General features: G+C 49.2%; 14 protein-coding genes. 2 read left to right on the forward strand and 12 right to left on the reverse strand.

Translation table 11 applies throughout. From position 1 onward, the window contains the following. Positions 1–208: 208 nt before the first annotated feature. From MKY87_RS08580 to MKY87_RS08620, 9 genes are all read right to left on the reverse strand, one after another. Positions 209–823, reverse strand: a complete 615-nt coding sequence (locus MKY87_RS08580; protein WP_340963947.1) for a hypothetical protein — start codon at positions 821–823, stop codon at positions 209–211. A gap of 60 nt (positions 824–883) precedes the next feature. Further along, a complete protein-coding gene (locus tag MKY87_RS08585; RefSeq protein WP_340913495.1) occupies positions 884–1,021 on the reverse strand; it encodes a hypothetical protein in 138 nt (45 codons plus the stop codon). Positions 1,022–1,045: 24 nt separating this feature from the next. Next, a complete protein-coding gene (locus tag MKY87_RS08590; protein WP_340963949.1) occupies positions 1,046–2,524 on the reverse strand; it encodes a M20 family metallopeptidase in 1,479 nt (492 codons plus the stop codon). Between the two features lie 95 nt (positions 2,525–2,619). Next, positions 2,620–3,603 carry an ABC transporter ATP-binding protein gene (locus MKY87_RS08595; protein ID WP_340963952.1) on the reverse strand — a complete coding sequence of 328 codons (984 nt, stop codon included), beginning with the start codon at positions 3,601–3,603 and terminating at the stop codon, positions 2,620–2,622. A 39-nt stretch (positions 3,604–3,642) separates the two neighbouring features. Then, the gene (locus tag MKY87_RS08600; RefSeq protein WP_338588292.1) at positions 3,643–5,292 is read right to left on the reverse strand and encodes an ABC transporter substrate-binding protein; all 1,650 of its coding nucleotides are present in this window, start codon (positions 5,290–5,292) and stop codon (positions 3,643–3,645) included. Between the two features lie 58 nt (positions 5,293–5,350). Continuing rightward, a complete protein-coding gene (gene opp4C / locus MKY87_RS08605; protein WP_253440053.1) occupies positions 5,351–6,250 on the reverse strand; it encodes an oligopeptide ABC transporter permease in 900 nt (299 codons plus the stop codon). A gap of 50 nt (positions 6,251–6,300) precedes the next feature. After that, the gene (locus MKY87_RS08610; RefSeq protein WP_253440055.1) at positions 6,301–7,251 is read right to left on the reverse strand and encodes an ABC transporter permease; all 951 of its coding nucleotides are present in this window, start codon (positions 7,249–7,251) and stop codon (positions 6,301–6,303) included. Between the two features lie 22 nt (positions 7,252–7,273). Continuing rightward, positions 7,274–8,272, reverse strand: a complete 999-nt coding sequence (locus MKY87_RS08615) for an ABC transporter ATP-binding protein (protein ID WP_340963954.1) — start codon at positions 8,270–8,272, stop codon at positions 7,274–7,276. Next, positions 8,269–9,273: an ABC transporter ATP-binding protein gene (locus tag MKY87_RS08620; RefSeq protein ID WP_340967403.1), complete on the reverse strand. Its 1,005-nt coding sequence runs from the start codon at positions 9,271–9,273 to the stop codon at positions 8,269–8,271. Before MKY87_RS08620 ends, MKY87_RS08615 begins: the two co-directional genes overlap by 4 nt. Before the next feature lie 379 nt (positions 9,274–9,652). Here MKY87_RS08620 and MKY87_RS08625 point away from each other — a divergent pair, with 379 nt between their 5' ends. Together MKY87_RS08625 and MKY87_RS08630 are read left to right on the forward strand one after the other, a co-directional pair. Continuing rightward, complete coding sequence (locus MKY87_RS08625) at positions 9,653–10,390, forward strand: response regulator transcription factor (protein ID WP_340963957.1); 738 nt, start codon at positions 9,653–9,655, stop codon at positions 10,388–10,390. A 3-nt stretch (positions 10,391–10,393) separates the two neighbouring features. Then, positions 10,394–12,166 carry a sensor histidine kinase gene (locus MKY87_RS08630; protein ID WP_340963959.1) on the forward strand — a complete coding sequence of 591 codons (1,773 nt, stop codon included), beginning with the start codon at positions 10,394–10,396 and terminating at the stop codon, positions 12,164–12,166. Between the two features lie 142 nt (positions 12,167–12,308). Here MKY87_RS08630 and MKY87_RS08635 read toward each other — a convergent pair whose 3' ends face one another. The 3 genes from MKY87_RS08635 to pulA (MKY87_RS08645) form a co-directional block, all read right to left on the reverse strand. Beyond that, the gene (locus MKY87_RS08635) at positions 12,309–12,938 is read right to left on the reverse strand and encodes a 50S ribosomal protein L25 (protein ID WP_076212356.1); all 630 of its coding nucleotides are present in this window, start codon (positions 12,936–12,938) and stop codon (positions 12,309–12,311) included. Between the two features lie 280 nt (positions 12,939–13,218). Then, positions 13,219–16,095, reverse strand: coding sequence for a type I pullulanase (pulA, locus tag MKY87_RS08640; RefSeq protein WP_340963962.1), 2,877 nt, complete (start codon positions 16,093–16,095; stop codon positions 13,219–13,221). A 479-nt stretch (positions 16,096–16,574) separates the two neighbouring features. Continuing rightward, complete coding sequence (gene pulA / locus MKY87_RS08645) at positions 16,575–18,623, reverse strand: type I pullulanase (protein WP_340963965.1); 2,049 nt, start codon at positions 18,621–18,623, stop codon at positions 16,575–16,577. Positions 18,624–18,717: the final 94 nt, after the last annotated feature.

Here is an 18,717-nt window from a genome sequence, read left to right on the forward strand (position 1 = left end):
TAGTCCCAATATTATTTTCGCAATTTCACCATTTTTGTATAGTCCAATTGCACTCTTACCCCCCTTTAATATACATTCTCTTACTTGCTTGCGTAAAACATTAACCTAAAAGGCCTTAAACCTAAGCCTGAAAGCCTATACAATTTTCTAAAAATAATACAAAAAAAGCCCTGATCTCTACAAAGAGACAAGACTTTTCTCGGAATTACTAGTTATGCAACTGTAATAATTGATTCATCACATTCGCCATATGCTCACAGAGTTCAGCAATGTCCCCCATCTGGTCTTCATTCACACTGCGGTCAAAATAAACATGAGCCGTGACGTTATACATGATTGGCTGTTCATCAAAGATATATCGGATGTTCTGGCACATCCTCTGCTCAGGCCAGCTCTTCTGTAAGATCGGACGAATAACCGGGCACTGCTTCTCAGGGTCCTTCACAACCGTACTAAACCGTAGTTCCAAGCGGCAACCCGGATTTGCACCAGGCGTCTCCAGGATCTCCGCTGCAAGCTCCTCAAGGGAACTGCTTAATACGACTTCCCCTGTTACTTCCGGGCGATCCCTAAGACAGAATTTTATTGTGAACTTTCTGGACATCACTGCCATCTCCAGCCGATCTTTACGCCCTGTAATCTGAATACGTTCGTCCAGGTTATCCATATCATAGAGATAATTCTCAAACCCGACTTTCAGATTGTCATACACCGTTGGGTCAAACATTGAAATAAACCCACTTTCTTTTCCTTTGACTTCATCTGCACTGGTTCTCATCACTTGATCAAGCCTATGTTCAGGTTTATTGTAGTATATTCTCACTTTCCATGCACTTTTTCCGCAGCGTCCAGTAGCTCCGACCGTTGTTACCCCTCTGGTGGATTATTCGCTCTCTCCAGAGTTGCGTCGGATGGCAGTACGTTTAGCTTCGGTGTAACCAGCGGCTGGCCAGCCGCTGACTTGCTCCTGCGGTGCCCGAAGCTTTATTTTGCTTCGATGGTCTTTCTCTGCCATTGTCATTCTCTATATTCATTTGGATGGGAATTACACATTCATCGTTGTTTGTTCAGTTGCTGCTCCGCCAGTACTTTGAGAAAATGAAAGATTCGGAGGCATCACCTCATCGGGGAACGGACTAACGTATGACTCTCCGTCCAGCCTTTCCGTCAGTTCAGCCTTTGCCATCTCGATGAGCACAGGATCGAGCAGCGCTGCAATGGCAGTACACGCCATCGCTTTCCCCGCGAGCAGCATGCCTTTGTGGGCATAGCCGCTTTTGCCCTGCGCAACGGTCTGCCAGGCATGGATTGGCGTCGCGTAAGCCCAGGTCGCCGTGCCGCATTGCGCAGTTGGCACATTCCAACTGACGTCTCCAACGTCCGTCGACGCCGGCATAACGCGCATTGTCTCCATAAGTGGAGCAACGAAGCTCGCAAGAGGGCGAGCCGAAAGCATGTCATGAACCCCCTTGCCATTTTGCCGCGATGCACTCGTCTTATCCTCATCCGGGATCACAGCAAAGATCTCTTGGGCAAAGGCCAATTCATCCTCCGTATAAATGGGAAGCTCCAGCCCACTAAGGAACTCGTGCATTTTGCCTTCCAGGGTCGCATTCGGAATGAGATTGGACGCTCCACCTTCATAGTGATATGACATCTTGGTTCCCGTCATCAGAGCCGCTCCACGAGCAACATCGAGAACCCGTTCGAACAGGTCAGCCACCTGGGAGGACTTCGGCGCCCTAACCAAATAATTCACTTCTGCTTCCGCCTGAACAACATTGGGTGCGAAGCCGCCTGTATTCGTCACGGCATAGTGGATTCGGGCATCCGAAATCATATGCTCACGCAAGTAGTTCACTCCCACGTTCATCAGCTCGACCGCGTCCAGCGCGCTTCGTCCGAGATGGGGCGCGGCTGCAGCGTGGGCACTGCGACCTGCGAATTTGAAGTGCACATGTAGATTGGCAAGAGAGGACATATGCATGACAACATTCATCGTGGCAGGATGCCAGCAAAAAGCGACGTCGACATCCTGAAACAAGCCTGATCTGGCCATGTAGGCTTTACCGGATCCACTCTCTTCAGCCGGACAGCCATAGTAGCGAACCGTGCCGGAGATTTGATGCTCCTGCAAATAATTCTTGACCGCAAAGGCAGCCGCAAGAGATCCTGCTCCGAGCAAATTATGCCCGCATCCATGTCCATTTGTCCCTGGCACAACAGGATTGAATACCGCTGCCCCCGCTTGCTGGTTAAGACTCGCCAAGGCGTCAAACTCACCAAGAATTGCAATGATCGGGGAACCGTTCCCGAAGCTGCCTATAAAGCCAGTGGCGAGTCCGGCAACACCTCTCTCAACGGAAAACCCTTCACGTTCCAGTTCCTTGCAGAGCAAATCTGCTGACTCAAACTCTTCGAATCGCGTCTCAGCGAAGCCCCAGATCGAGTCACTTACATCAATAAATACATCTCTCTTCCCTTCGATATACGCAGTAACCTCTTCAATGATCTTCTCATTCATCCTAAACACCTCTCTCCTTCATTTTGGCTAATCTTCATTATTCACAGGCAAAGGATGCAACAGATGCAGCAAATACTTTGAGTACCGGCTATCGGTCAATCAAATGCGAAGCAGGCAACGGCATGATCGTGACCTTTGAGCTCCGGCTCAAATTCGCGACAGATTGCTTTGGCGATCGGACAGCGCGTATGGAAACGACAGCCACCTGGCGGGCGAACCGGATTTGGCACATCCCCTTGGATGATAATCCGCTTCTGCGAACGAAGCCTGGGATCTGTTACCGGATTTGCACTAAGCAAGGCGTTCGTATAGGGATGCTTCGGCACCCTGAACAGCTTCTCCCGGTTCGCAATCTCCACGATCTTTCCCAGATACATGACCGCTATTCGATCACTGATATAGCGGACGGCGCCTAGACCGTGTCCGATGAATAGATAAGCGAGCCCCTCCTCCTTCTGGAGCTTTTTCAGGAGATTCAGAATCTGTGCCTGGATAGAGACGTCAAGAGCGGAAACAGGCTCGTCACACACGATCAGCCTGGGGTTTAGGGACAAAGCTCTCGCAATGCCAATACGCTGTCGCTGTCCTCCTGAAAATTCATAAGGATAACGACTTTTGTCTTCTTTCGAAATTCCGACTGTTTCAAGCAGCATATCTACCCGATCCCGAACAGACGAACGGCTCTCGAGTCGGTGCGCTAGCAGAGGCTCTGCCAGAATATCACTGATCCTCATCCGGGGGTTAAGCGAGGAGTATGGGTCTTGGAAAATCACCCCTATGCTCGCCCGGGTTCGGCGAAGTTCCCTCTTGCCAAGTTCTGCCAATTCCCGGCCCGCATAGAGAACCCTTCCTTCATAAGGAGTCTCTAGTTGAAGCAGCGTGCGACAGACACTCGACTTACCACAGCCCGATTCTCCGACAAGACCGAGCGTTTCTCCTTCGCGAATCGAGAAGCTGACACCGTCGACCGCCTTGACGTATTCTGTGACTTGAGAGAAAATGCCCTGCCGGATCGGATAATACGTCTTGAGACTTTCTACGCTCAGCAAAGGTGGTCTCTCCTTTTTCAAACCTGGCATCTACAGCTCCTCCCTGAACCGAAGCTAGTCGTTATTCGATCATGGGTTGAACGTCCACTTGGCGACATTGTTTGTCAGGCCGACTGTACTGGTCTCAAGGCCTTTGCCAAGGTCTAGATTTTTGGCCGCAGCATACATTTGCTTGTCAGCGAACAGAGCGATAACCGGAACATCGTCGTGCAGGATTTGCTGAACCTGCTTATAAATCTCGAAACGCTTGGATGGCTCCAGCTCCTCCGCTCCTTGGACCAGCAGCTCGTCGACTTCGGTGCTCGAATAGTCTGCGATATTGAAGCTGACTCCTGTCTTGAACAGCCCTAGCACGGAGTTCGGATCGAGAATGAATCCGAGATTAATTATCGTCAAGTCGTAATCGTGCTTAAGTGCTCTTTGATAGGTTGTCGGAAAATCAAGCTTTGTCACTTGTACCTTCAGACCGACTGCTTTTAGATTCTCCGCAATGATGTCAGAAGCTTGTTCACGGATCTTGTTACCTGTCGGAACGACGAATTCAATCGTCTGATTGAAGTCCCAGCCCGCTTCCTCCAACAGTGCTTTCGCTTTCTCCGGATCGTAGCCATACAGTGGTATTTCCTTATTGTAGTAAGGGTGGTTTTGGCCGAGCATGCCATCTACGAGTTCCCCTTGTCCTTTGAGCAATTGATCTACAATAAGCTGGCGGTTCATGGCATAAGCGATTGCTTGCCGCACTTTTGAATCCGGGAACTTCTTCGAGTTGATGAACATAATGTTCGGATTGTTCGCATCGCCGTAGCCCGTAGTCACATTCGCCATATTGGCTACCTTGTCAAAATCCTGCACCGGAATAAGACCCACACCCGGAGAAGTCAACTGTATGTCTCCTGTCTGGAGCTGCGCTGCCAGATTTGTCGCCGGCATCATCTTGATGTAAATATTCTTGATATTTGGCGCACCTTCGTAATATTGCTCGTTCGCGGTCAGCTGAACGTACTGGTCCTTGGCGAATTTGACGAACTTGTATGCCCCGTTGGTGACCGTAGGATTCATCATAAATTCATTCTTGTTCAGGTCCACCGGGGCTACATCTTTCAACATATGCTCTGGCAAAAAGCGGAAGTACGTGCCGAATTGACTCTTGAATTGATTCGTCTCCATCGGGTTTTTCGTTTTGATAACAAAAGTGTAATCATCAACCTTCTCATAAAATCCCAACTCCGTTTGCCCCTCCTCTCTCTTACCGGCTTCGTTCAGTCCAGTGACAAACGTCATGTTTAGGAGTGTCTTCACGTTAACGTCCGTGAACATCCGGAATGTGAACTCAACGTCGTCCGCCGTGAACGATTCCCCGTCACTCCACTTAGCATTCTTGTTCAGCTTGATGGTGAAGTTCCGGTTGTCCGTCGTTTCGATTGATTCAGCAAGTTTCGGATCGAATCCATATTCGCTGTTCATCGCAACAAGAGTATCGCTCATCAACGAGTTAACGAAAACACCTGCATTGTCCAGATTGAAGACATCGAATGTTGTCACCGGATTCACAAGACCGATATAAAGAGGCTGACCGGAGCCTCCGGAAGCAGAAGCGCTCTCGCCATCCGATCCCGGAGACGTTGTTTTATTGCTGCCAGAATTCGAACCGCAGGCCGCGACCAATACCATTAATAATGTCAGTACTCCGCAAATCCAAACTTTACGCACCCTTTTCATCTGATCTCCTCCACCTGATTATCTTTTTGAATGCCATATTTGAGAGATGCATTGTGGTTTATTGTTTAGGGTCCAGTGCGTCGCGCAGCCCGTCACCTACGAAGTTGATGGCGAGCACCGTCACCAGAATCATGATTCCGGGAGGCAGCCAAAGCCAGGGCTGGTCGGTCATGACGCTAATGGATTGAGCGTCCGTCAGCATATTGCCCCAACTGGCGGTCGGCGGCTGTACGCCCATGCCTAGGAAACTCAGCCCTGACTCCGCCATGATTGCCGCCGCAACACCAAAGGTCGCATTTACGATGATCGGTGCCAGCGCGTTCGGCAGGATGTGACGGAAGACAATGCGCGGCGTGCTGAGCCCCAGAGCGACTCCGGCTTTAATGTAATCCATTTGCTTGAGCGTCAATACACTCCCCCGGACAAGTCGGGCGATGGACGGCCAGGAAAACAGAGCAAGAACAAGTACGAGCGTCCAAAGCGTTGGTCCAAGCACACTGACGACAACGAGAATAACCATCATGTAGGGGAATGCCATAAACATATCGGTAATTCTCATGACCATCATATCGACCCAGCCACCAACATAAGCAGACCAAAGACCGATGATCGTTCCGAACGCCACATACAGAGCGACCGTTCCGAACCCAACCGTGACAGCGACTCTCGTCGCGTATAGCAGACGAGACAGCACGTCCCTTCCCACCTGGTCAGTTCCAAGCCAATGGGAAGATGAAGGCGCGGCAGAAAATTCGGCGGTTACCGCATAAGGGCTATGCGGGGAGAGCCACGGGGCAAAGATGGCGATGAGGATAAGCAGCAAGGTAACGACAAGACCGGCGACGGCCAGCCGATGTTTCAGGAAACGCCGGGCCATTTGCCGGAAGACACCCTCGGGCTCTTCTTGTTGAATGGGAAGAATGACTCCTCCGGCGACTGGGGTTTGTACAGCAGACATCGAGTCCGCCTCCTCTCATTCGTGTTCGTTTCACAGTAATAAGCCTTAATTTAATGATATTGGATGCGAGGATCGGCTACCGAGTAGAAAATATCCGTGAGCAGATTGGCGGCCAGCACAATGATGGCAGCGACCAGATTAAGGCCCATGATGGTGGAATAGTCGCGGGACATGATCGATTGGATGGTCAACTGACCGATGCCCGGCCATTGAAACAACTGCTCAACAATGACGGCTCCCCCGAAGAGCATCGGGATTTCCATTCCGACGACGGTAATGATCGGAATCAGAGCGTTGCGTAGCGCATGCTTGTTGGTAACATAAAACTCTTTGAGCCCCTTGGCTCGCGCTGTTCGCAGGTAATCCTGCTTCAGTACATCCAGCATGCTGGCCCGAATATAACGCACTTTGCGTCCCGCAATACCGACGGCCAGTGCTATGGAAGGAAGCACTAAATGACTGATTCGGTCGCCTAACCCTCCTCCTCCACCAAGATCCTCCGTTCCGCCGACGGGAAGCCAGCCCAGTTGAACAGCGAAAATATAAATGCACACGAGACCAAGGAAAAACTGGGGAATCGAGGTTCCGACAAACGATAGTCCAGTCATGAGGTAGTCAAATTTCGAGTTTTGCCGGACAGCGCTCATAATACCGATCGGCAGCGCGATCAAAAGGCCAATAAGCAGAGCACAGATGCCGAGCAGCACCGTCTGCCCCAGACGCTCACCGATGAGCGAAATAACGGATTCGCTTGTGCTGAAAGAGTATCCGAGATTGCCGGACAGCAGTTGCCCTAGCCATTTGAAATATTGAATGATGATCGGATCGTTCAATCCAAGCTGCTCCTTACGCAACTCAAGCAGCTCCGGAGGTGTGTCCGGTGTCATGTACATGTCGATCGGGTTACCCGGCGCAAGGTTGATGATGACAAAGTTGATAATCGTAATGCCAAACAAGACGGGAATCGCAATCAGAATGCGGCGAATGACGTAAGTAAACATGCTCTCTCTCCTCTCTTGCGATTTATCCTGTAGTCAATGGATAATGACAAGCCGCTGCGTGTTCTCCTCCTTGCAGAAGAGGCTCCTCCTCCTTGCACTTTGCTTGAACGAACGGACAACGGGTATGAAACCGGCAGCCTGACGGCGGACTAGAGGGACTTGGCACATCTCCCTGAAGAACGATTCGCTCCTGTCCACGCTTGCGGGGATCCGGTACCGGATAAGCATTGAGCAAAGCTTGGGTATACGGATGGCGTGGACTCGCAAAGATCCGTTCCTTCGTTCCGATCTCAACCACCTTGCCAAGGTACATAACAGCGATGCGGGTACTGATGTACTTAACCGCCCCTAGACCATGAGCGATGAACAAATAGGTGAGTCCGAGCTCCCGCTGCAGCTCCTTCAACAGGTTCAAGATCTGTGCCTGAATGGAGACGTCGAGCGCGGATACTGGCTCATCGCACACAATGAGTTTCGGGTTCATGGAGAGTGCGCGGGCGATGCCGATGCGTTGCCGCTGGCCGCCTGAGAATTCATGAGGGAATCTCTGCTTGTAGCTGCGGGGAATGCCAACCGTATCCAGAAGGGTATCTATTCTTGCCTCTAGCTCTGCTCCACTGGCCAAGCCATGCACCCGCATCGGCTCGGCCAGCAGCTCCTGCACCCGCATCCGGGGATTAAGAGAGGAGTAGGGGTCCTGAAAAATCATCTGCATTTTCGTTCGTTCCTCACGGAGGTCCGACATTTTACTTGTCGTAATTTCTTGCCCTTCGAACCAGATTCGGCCGGCCGTTGGATTCTCGAGTCGAATGATGCTCCGGCCGATGGTCGACTTGCCACAGCCCGACTCACCAACAAGTCCTAGCGTCTCTCCTTGGTATAGCTCCAGCGAAATGTCGTCCACTGCTTTGACATTCCCGACTGTACGGGATAACAATCCTCGTTTGATGGGGTAGTACGTCTTTAAGCCTTCGATTTTAAGCAGAGGTTCTTGGGCCACTCTGCGTTCCGCAAGCGTCATATGACCCCCTCCTCTCGCGTCTTCCAGGCACCGGGATCCTGTGACATCCAGCAGCGCACTTGATGTCCCTCCTGAACCGGAAGCAGCTTCGGCGCTTCGGAAAGACATTTCCCTGCGGCAAACTCGCAGCGAGTATGGAATCGGCAGCCCTTCGGCATGTTGGTAAGTGGAGGCACCGCACCCGGGATGGAGGTCAGCATCTCATCGGCATCAGTTTCAATGTGGGGAATGGATCTCATCAATCCTTGCGTGTAAGGATGAAGCGGCTTCTCAAACAGGGTAAACACGTCCGTTTCCTCGACCACCTGACCGGCGTACATGACCACAACCTTGTCCGCCATCTCCGCAACAACGCCGAGATCATGGGTGATGAGCATGATCGAGGCACCCATCTCTTCGCGGAGCTCCTTCATCAGATTCAGAATCTGTGCCTGAATCGTCACGTCCAGTGCGGTCGTAGGCTCATCGGCGATGAGTAGCTTCGGCTTACAGGAAAGTGCCATTGCGATCATCACCCGCTGTCTCATTCCCCCGGATAGAGAGTGTGGGTAGCTCTTCATAATCGCTTCAGGACGGGGGATGCCGACCTTTTCAAGCATTTCGACTGCGTATCTTTCAGCAGCCTTGCCTCTCAATTCGGTATGTAGCCGGATGGCTTCCGTCAATTGATTCCCAATAGTGAACACCGGATTGAGTGAGGTCATCGGTTCCTGAAAGATCATCGCAATATCTCCGCCGCGAATCAGGCGCAACTCGGCCTCAGGCAGCTTCGCGAGATCCTTGTCCATGAACCGTATTTCCCCCTCCCTGATGCTGCCGTTCTTGCCGAGCAGCCTCATGATCGAGAGAGAAGTGACACTCTTACCGCAGCCCGATTCGCCGACGATACCGATGGTTTCCCCCTTCTCCAGCTTAAGGCTGACCCGGTCCACCGAAGTGACTTCCCCTTTTTCCGTTTTGAAAACGGTCCTTACGTCCTTAAGCTCTAGTAGCATGCGCAGCCCCTCCTTTGCCTCAATATTTGGTATGCCGATAAGCAGTTTTATGTTATGTTTATTAACATTTGAAAGAACATCCTAATACCCTATTATGAAGGCACCTGTGAAATCCCACACTTTTTTCTCTTTTTTCTTGGGGAAAACTACATATTTTTCATAGGACACTTATGCTATATTTCAAATATAAGATTTATTTTCTTGCAAACGCCCCCTAACATTTCGATTATGTCTCTCTTCTTGTAACTTTATTTAACGTCAATATGACGATTAATTAAAGACACTTTACATTAGCTTTTGGAATCATTTCTTGGCATCCATGCCTCCGTAAGACCAGAAAGGTATCAAATTTTAAGAATTAATAAAAAAGAAGGGAGTGTGGGCCGTGTACAATCTTCTAATCACCGATGACGAGAGCGAAATTCGCAACGGTCTAAGTAACTATTTCCCATGGCATGAATTCGGTTATCAAGTTGTCGGGCAAGCGTGCGACGGTGAGGCTGCACTCGCCTTTATCCAGGAGAAGCCTGTGGATGTGCTTCTCTGTGACATCCGCATGCCCTCCTTGTCGGGCATTGATGTAGCAGAGCGGCTATACCGACAAGGATCGGAGGTCAAGGTTGTTCTTCTAAGCGGCTTCAAGGAATTCGAATACGCGCAGTTGGCCGTACAGTATGGAGTCAAGAGATATTTGACAAAACCTACTAAATACACGGAAATCGCCGAAGTGTTCGGACATCTCCGAAGCGAAATGGACAATGCAAAAATGCCTCCTCCCCTCTCTGCATCAACCGTAGAGAGCGGCCTGGCGGACCAGACCATCGAGAAGGTTAAGATTTACTTGCAGGATAACTTGTCCGCCGCCACCCTGGAGAACGCCGCAAAGCATGTTTTTCTTAACCCCTTCTATTTAAGCAAATACTTCAAGACCAAGACCGGTGAGAACTTCTCGGATTATGTGACGAAGCTTCGCATGCAACATGCGGCCGTACTTCTGAAGACTACCTACTGCAAGACGTACGAGATCAGCGAAATCGTCGGGTACAGTAACGCAAAGAATTTCACGCGAATGTTCCGGAGCTTTTTCGGCATGACTCCCAGAGAATATCGGAACGAGGAATAACTTATGATCACGACCACCGTCCGCTTTTTCATCAAGAACCTGTTGACCTTCCTTTTGCCCATGCTGATCCCTCTCCTCGTTCTCGGTGCTCTGTCCGCCTTCCTGATTCAGCAGTACGTCGTTCACGGAATTAACAACAACAACATGAACATGCTTAAACAGACCAAGGAGAACATTGAACTTCTGTTCAATGAACAGAACTCCCTGAACCTGCATATCATCGCCAGCACGACCCAGTTCATGAACCTCAAGGGTATGCTGAACAAGCCCCTGCCATCGGCAGAGGATTACCAACAACTGGCGGTCTTAAAAAATTTTATCGATTCACCCTCCATTGCCAGCCCCTATATTGATTCCATCTATATTTTTCTAAATAACGACAACCAGCGCTACATTTCATCCGTTACCGGAGGCTTCATCGAGCTTGGAGAGGATCCAGACCACTTATGGTACGACAGCTATCTAAAGCATGAGCATCACGAAGCAATCTGGACGGAAAGTCGGGCGGTTCCGCGCTATAATCTGAACGAAGAGATTGAATATGCAGATGTCATTACCATGTACCGCAATTTCAAGGTGTCAGATGACACTCGCGGTGTTATCGTCCTTAATATCAAACGGGAGTATATTGAACGCAGATTGAACGATCTCTCAACAGCAAAAGGGCAGCTGCTCGCCGTTGTAGATCAACAGGGCTCTGTTATATTCCGCAATAACGCCCGGTACGAGCTAAGTCCCGAGGAATTGGAACAGGTCATTTCAAGTAAAAGCAACTTTATTACGACACAAACTCCGAATGACGAGGCCTTGATCAATATGATTTACTCCAAGACCTATGACTGGGTATTCATCTCCGTTACTCCAAAGCAAACCCTGTACACCGCGCTTAATCGCCTGCTTCGCATCGGGGCTGTGCTGATGATCATGGCGTTGCTCGCAGCGCTTCTGCTAGCCTTTCATTTGACGAAGAAGAATTATTTGGACCTTAAGATCATCATGTCCATTCTCGGCGCAGCAGAACAAGGCAAACCGCTCCCTCTACACCGCACAAAGGGTAACAGCGTTCACAGCCATATCATCCGCAGCTTGCTTCAAAATTTTATCGAGCACAACTATATGCGCGTTCAACTTTCAGAGAGCCAGTATAAAACGCAAGCCGCCCAGTTCGCCGCCCTACAATCGCAGCTCAACCCTCATTTTCTCTATAATACGCTGGAGACGATACATTGGAAGGCAGCAGGTTATACCGAAGGGCCAAATGAGCTAACGAGCATCGTGGAGCATTTGTCCGATATTCTGCGGTACTCCCTGGACGGGCAAAATGGACTTGTGCCGCTTAACGTGGAGATCGCCAATACGAAGAGCTACACAGCGATACAGAAAACAAGATATGGGGAGAGATTTTACATTTGGTGGGAGTATGACGCGGAGCTAGAGAAGTACCATGTGCCCAAGCTGATCTTCCAGCCACTGATCGAGAACAGCCTACAGCATGGCTTGAGTCGTTCGGATCAGAAGCTGGCAGTCAAGATCAAGATTCAGCGTTGTGGCAATTCCCTCCGCTTGGCCATCATTGACAACGGCAACGGTATATCGGAGGAGCGAATGGTCGAGCTTCACACGAGGTTGTTTAGTGATTCGACGGATGCAAACCACATCGGCCTTATTAATACACAGAGAAGAATTCAGCTTGCTTACGGTCATAAAAGTAAGCTTCGCATCAAGAGCAAGCCCGGCTGGGGAACGCTAATTGACATTACGCTTCCAATCAGTTAATTCGTGGATTGGTGGCTGGGGTGTTACAATATTTTTCACATGTATTTCACTTCCATATGTTTGTCCTGGAAATATAAAAAGCCCAGTCACTAGGACTGGGCTTCGGCTAAGCATGGGATCTGATGAGATCCCTGAGCTTCGCTTATTCTTCTGTAGCTTTTTCTTCAGCTGCCGGTTCAGCTTCCTCAGCAGAAGCTGTTGGCTCTTCCTCAGCCGCTTGTGGCGGCATGACGGACGCGATGATGGACTCAGGTGATGTTATGAGTGTCAAACCTTTATCCAGCTTGATATCCGCAGCAGTCAAGCGATCACCAATATCCAATCCGCTCACATCCACCTCAATGGACGTTGGCAGATCCGCAGGCAATCCTTCTACTTCCAATTGTGTTTCTTGTGTCTGGAATACACCGCCAGCTTTTGAGCCAGCCGCTGTACCCTGGAAGTCGATCGATACACTTACGCTGATCGGCTTGTTCTTGGAAATTTGCAGGAAGTCTACATGCAGCAAACGTCCGTTACGCTCTTGCTGATCCTTGATCAGCACTGGAACCGTTTTACCGCCCTCAACATTCAGGTTGAACATTTCGGAGCGGCCTGTGCGTGCCACTTTCAGCATCTCTTTTTCATCTACATGTATTGAAGCACCTTCAAGTCCCGGGCCGTAAACGACTGCGGGAACTCGTCCGCCTTGTCTTAACAGGCGCAGTGCTGCACCTTTCTTTTCCGTTCTTGGCGTTGCTGTAAGTTGAGCCATTTTTCCGTTGGATTTCATGATTGAACATCCTCCTTCAAGGGATCACTACATTATATTTGTTGGAAAGCGCTAAAGCGTCGCTTATAGACCATAATGGTCTTTTTTCCTTTGGCCGAATCGTGGGCCATATCTATATTTACCCCAATGTTAGAGGATCTCAAACACGAAACAGGACAATTCTTTATTTTTTGGCAAGTTATGCGGCTTATAATCAGACCAAAAAAGCAGTCGGAATCTCTTCCAACTGCTGATTTAACAAGGTTTTGACGAACTACGTTCGACGTTATAAATTAAGAAACTATGCGCTATCACGATCCTCTGTTTTTTCGCTTTCACGAATGATCTGCATCTCGTCTGATCCGCTACGGACAATAATGTGCACATCCCCATCTTCAGGTACAATGTCCACGTAACGGTCTCCGCACGTATCTTTAGCTTCCCATTCGTTCAATCGAATGATCAATCCCAGGTGATGCAGACCCGGAGCAACGCGGAAGCGGGCTTCGGCGGCATTTCCGACTTGTTCCAGCCGTACTGCTCCGTCCTCCATACCTGTGCCCCATACCCAGACATCCCAACCTTCATAATGCTGGTCTTCCCGTTCGTATCGAAGCGTGACGGTTCGCGAAATCTGTTTATGAATCGTCACGGCAAGCGTTGCCCGGATTCCTCCAGCTTCAGCAATAATATGGGTTACACCTGGTGTCATCGCACGTACGATCCCTGCTGCACTCACCGCTGCAAGTTCTGGATGAGAAGAGCTCCAGCGTATATTCGAATCCTGAAGCGGCTGACCAAATTGATCCAGAACCAAGGCACGGAAGCGACTGATTCGAGTCATGTACATGACAGGTTCGCCCACAATTTCGATTCGTTCAGCATGACGATAATTCACTTGTAACATACAGCTTGCCGTTATGTCCCCACAGTGGACTGTAATCGAAGATTCCCCTTGTTCCAGTGCATGGATTGTTCCATCAGACTGGATCTGAATAATAGCCGGATCAGAAGAAGTCCAGGTAACTGGAGCTTTTTCGACCACATTACCAATGCTGTCCCGTACGATCGCTCGCAGTTGAGTGGTCTCCTGTGGACTATATACCTGACGAGGAAAACTAATCTCCACTGTTGATGGTTCAGCGCCTCCAGCATGCTCTGTGTCATACAGTACCATTAAAGACCATCGTTCTACCTGAACAGTACCACGAACAGTCTCGATCAAGTCTGTGCCTGCCTGATGATCATTGACTACAACATGCCAGTCCCCTTCACCCAGGTCGACATGCTGTTGGTGCTCCGTTCCGTTATAGATGACCATAATCTGATTCCAAGTGTCCTGATTCGCACCATCATGAAGTATAAAGGCAACTACATTGCCATCCGCACGAATGACACGAAGGTGATTTCGTACCTGTTCTGCATCAATCATACGAAAAGCAGGATGTGTTCGCCGCAAATGAATGAGACCACGATAGTAGTCGAACACCGGTCTAAACCGTGATTTGTTGGCCCATGTGATAGCGTTCACCGCATCCCCGCTCCGATAACTGTTATGATCACCGGCTTTGGATCTGAGCATCTCATCCCCTGCATGCAGAAACGGAATTCCCTGAGAAGTAAGCAGAATGCCGGAAGACAGTAACGAGCGACGAACCATCTCATGATCCAAAACATCATCTGCATCCACATACCGATAAGGATCTGCTGCTTTTACAGCGGACTCAGCACTCCCGCCACCCACGGGCTGTCCGTCCTTCCATACGGGAAATCCTAATTCATGTCTAAGGTTCATTGTTGTTGCAATTTTATCCCACAGATTAAGATTGTCATGGGCAGTTACATAATTGACAACTTCCACAGGTGAAGATGTGAAATCATCCAGTGCTCCGGCTAATCCTCTGAGAATCTCATATTCCTGTCCTCCGGCACCCGTGACAAACCCTCTCCCACTGCCATCACTATCGCCCTTGATTGCACTGCGAAAATGATCATTAAATACTGCAAACCCCTGACCTCGCTGGGTTCCTTTTAATGTTTTGCGGTCCAAGGGTGAATCTCCACCCATCCAGGGTTCCCCATAGATCAGAAACGCCGGATCGATCTGCTCCCGCAATTCGCGTGTCAATTCATTCATCGTTTCCGTATCAATCAGGGCCATGAGGTCAAATCGAAATCCGTCCACATGATATTCTTCTGCCCAATATCGGAGAGAATCCAAAATATATTTTCGCACCATTGGACGTTCTGTTGCTAATTCATTGCCTACACCAGAACCATTACTGAGGGTGCCATCCTCCCGATAACGGTAATAATAGCTTGGTACAATCCGTTCAAAAGGTCCCTCTTCCACGCTATACGTGTGATTATAGACAACATCAAGAACAACGCGAATGCCTTGTCTGTGCAGCGATTGAACCAGGGATTTGAACTCCCGGATGCGAACTGCCGGATCACGTGGATCTGTCGCATACGAACCTTCGGGAACGTTATAATGCTGGGGATCATACCCCCAGTTGTATGGTGCTCTGACATTTGAACCCACATCTGCTGTAGCGAGTTCATTCACCGTCTGATAATCTGCCACAGGCAGAAGATGTACATGAGTGACTCCCAGTTCGGCAAGATGGTCTACCCCAATACTATTGCCTGCTCTATCCGTCAGACCAGATGCCGTGAATGCCAGATATTTTCCCTTATACGGAATATCTGCATGTGGATCCGAGGAGAAATCACGGACATGCAACTCATATAAGACGGCATCGACAGGACGCAGAAAAGCAGGTTTGACATCCAGGTCCCAATCAACCGGATTGGTGGTCTCGGGATCTATAATAGCCGTTCGTTGCCCATTAGCCGTTACCGCTCTGGCGTAAGGATCAACAACCACTTCAATCCGCTGCTCATCATGGATAATGCGGTACATATAATAATGTCCTGCCCAATCGCCGCTGAGCTTCAGACTCCATATTCCGTCCGCATCGCGCGTCAGAGTATGTTCCTGCCCATTTTCATGATCTTGTACTTTACCACTATCGTTGTAATGCCCTTCATCGTCAAAAATCAATATATAAACCTGTTGTGCCGTAGGCGCCCACAATTTAAAAGTACTTGCAGCACGAGTATATGTTAAGCCAAGATCGTTGCCTGCGTAACGAAAAGAAGTCCATTCCGGCATCGTTCCCACCGCCTTTATATCCATTGTTTTCGTGTTGTCCCGATGTTACGGAGCGGGACGTGATTTGTCAACCCGGGGTTGTCTGTACTCATCATATCGGTCCAATTTGCGTATTCAATTAGCAATCGCTTTCAAAATATAGATATGAAAACAAGCGCCATAGATTGACAGCATTTGTACCTGTCCTGACAAAAAAAGTTTGAAATATACAAGAATATAATGCAGGATGTCATTGGGTTGAGATTAAAAATGCCCAACTGATGCACAACATAAAGAAGGTCGATATATGACGATGTATAGTCCTGAGACCAAGCCAATGGCTCTGATGCATCAACAAATCCTCCTTTCTTACGGGAAAGGAGGATTTGTTTTATCTCAATTTATTTGATTAGATTTGATTGGAATCTTGACCATGGCCTTGTTAGCCATTTTACTAATGGTTTGTTGGGCCCTTCAATTCTTGGCAAGCATTGCGTTCATTAGGAATTGGAATACATCACCGTAAGGGATATCGCATTCACATGTACCTGACCAGCCTGTATGGTGCGTATCGTATTAACGCCTGCTTGTCCTTTTTCTACAATCACATTCCATGTCCCTGTGGGAACAGCGATGTCACGGTTTTCTTTTGCCGCGTTATAGATGACAACAATACGTTCCCATGAATCGTTGGTTGCTGTACCGTTCAGTTCATAGGCTAGCAGCCCATTACCTTTTTCGATTAGACGAACATGCTTCTCGATCTCTTCCCGGGTACGAAGCCGAAAGGCTGGATGTTCTCGCCGAAGACGGATCAGCCCACGATAATAATCAAATACCGGCTTGAACAGCTTCTTCTGTTCCCAATGTATCGCATTGACCACGTCTCCACTCTGGTGGCTGTTGGCGTCCCCATATTTGCTGCGAAGCAGCTCATCTCCAGCCGCGATCAGGGGAACACCCTGGGAGGTTAGAACGATACCATTGGCAAGCAGACTACGCCTAACGGTCTCATTCTCCAGAATGTGTTCCGGATCAATCTGTAGGTAAGGCTTAGCCTTCTCTACGGCCTCCTCCACACTCTGGCATCCACGAATACTTCCATCCTCGTCATAGGTGAGGAAATTCAAGGTATCGTGGAGTCCTTGTGTACGTGCGACTTTGTCCCACAGGTTGAGATTATCATGCACTGTTACATAGTTAATCGTCTCGGATGGACCATCCGTAAAATCTTGAATGGCTCCCCGGACGCCAGTCCACAATTCGTCTTCTTTTCCGTCCGCACCCGTCGCAAATCCCGTACCCATGCCATCACTGTCTCCCTTGATCACTCCGCGGAAATTATCGTTAAACACAGCAAAACCCGCTCTGCGCTGCGTTCCTTTTAGAGTCATATCATCCCCAAGCGGCGAATCCAGCGCGCCCCATGGTTCACCATATAACAATATGGAAGGTGACACATCTGTATGCAATTCCGCCGCAAGCTGTTTCATCGTAGTTGTGTCGATCAGGCCCATGAGATCAAATCGAAAACCATCAACATGGTACTCCTCTGCCCAATAACGGACCGAGTCGATGATAAACTTGCGAACCATGGTGCGTTCAGTAGCTACCTCATTGCCCGTACCTGAGCCATTGCTATAGGTCCCATCGGCGTTTTGTCGATAGTAGTACCCTGGTACAAGTTTTTCAAAAGAGCTGCCTGCCGTATCAAACGTATGATTATATACCACATCCATAATGACACCTATTCCCTTGTTATGAAGGGCAAGCACCATTGATTTGAACTCACGAATCCGTGTCTCCGGATCATCTGCACGTGATGCATAGGACCCTTCCGGGACATTGTAATGAAGTGGATCATATCCCCAGTTATAGTTGGAGGCATCAGACGTATCACCATCCACCCTGGATTCATCCACCGTCGCAAAATCAAATACAGGCAGCAGATGAACATGGGTAATCCCGAGTTCAACCAAATGATCGATCCCCAGTGTGTTGCCCTCCGAATCACGCAGACCCGTCTCGGTGAAAGCCATGTATTTACCTTTATTCGTTATACCCGATGATGAGTGAATGGAAAAATCACGTACATGCAGTTCGTACAGGACTGCATCTACAGGACTGGTCAATTCCGGGCGAATATCCTCACTCCATCCATTCGGATGTGTCTGCTCCAGTCTCACAATTACAGCCATTTCTCCATTCATGGTCACTGCTCGTGCGTAGGGATCTACAGCATGGGTTGAATGTCCATTTTCGAAAGTAGGCTTGTACATGTAACGGTAGTTACTTAAATCGCCCTCCAGTTCCAGAACCCAGACGCCTTGTTCTTTCTTTTGCATAGGTAACGCCTGCTGTTTCCGTTGATTGGGCTCTTCCTCCGGGCTCCCCCCTGTCAAAGGTGGGTACAGAAGTAGTTCCATCTGAACAGCTAACGGTGACCAGACTTTGAAGTGACAGGCTTGTGCTTCTAATGTGACGCCTAAATCTCTTCCTTTGTATGTATCTTCTGAAATCAATAGTTCCTGCTTATCCTCTTCAATCATGTGTGTTGTTCCCCTCTCGTTGAGAAAATTGATGAATATGGATGGTACGAGTGCTCTTTACCCTTTATACCCGTTCTGCTGCCCGACCATAATC

This window comes from Paenibacillus sp. FSL R7-0198, assembly GCF_038000415.1.
Lineage (GTDB): Bacteria > Bacillota > Bacilli > Paenibacillales > Paenibacillaceae > Paenibacillus.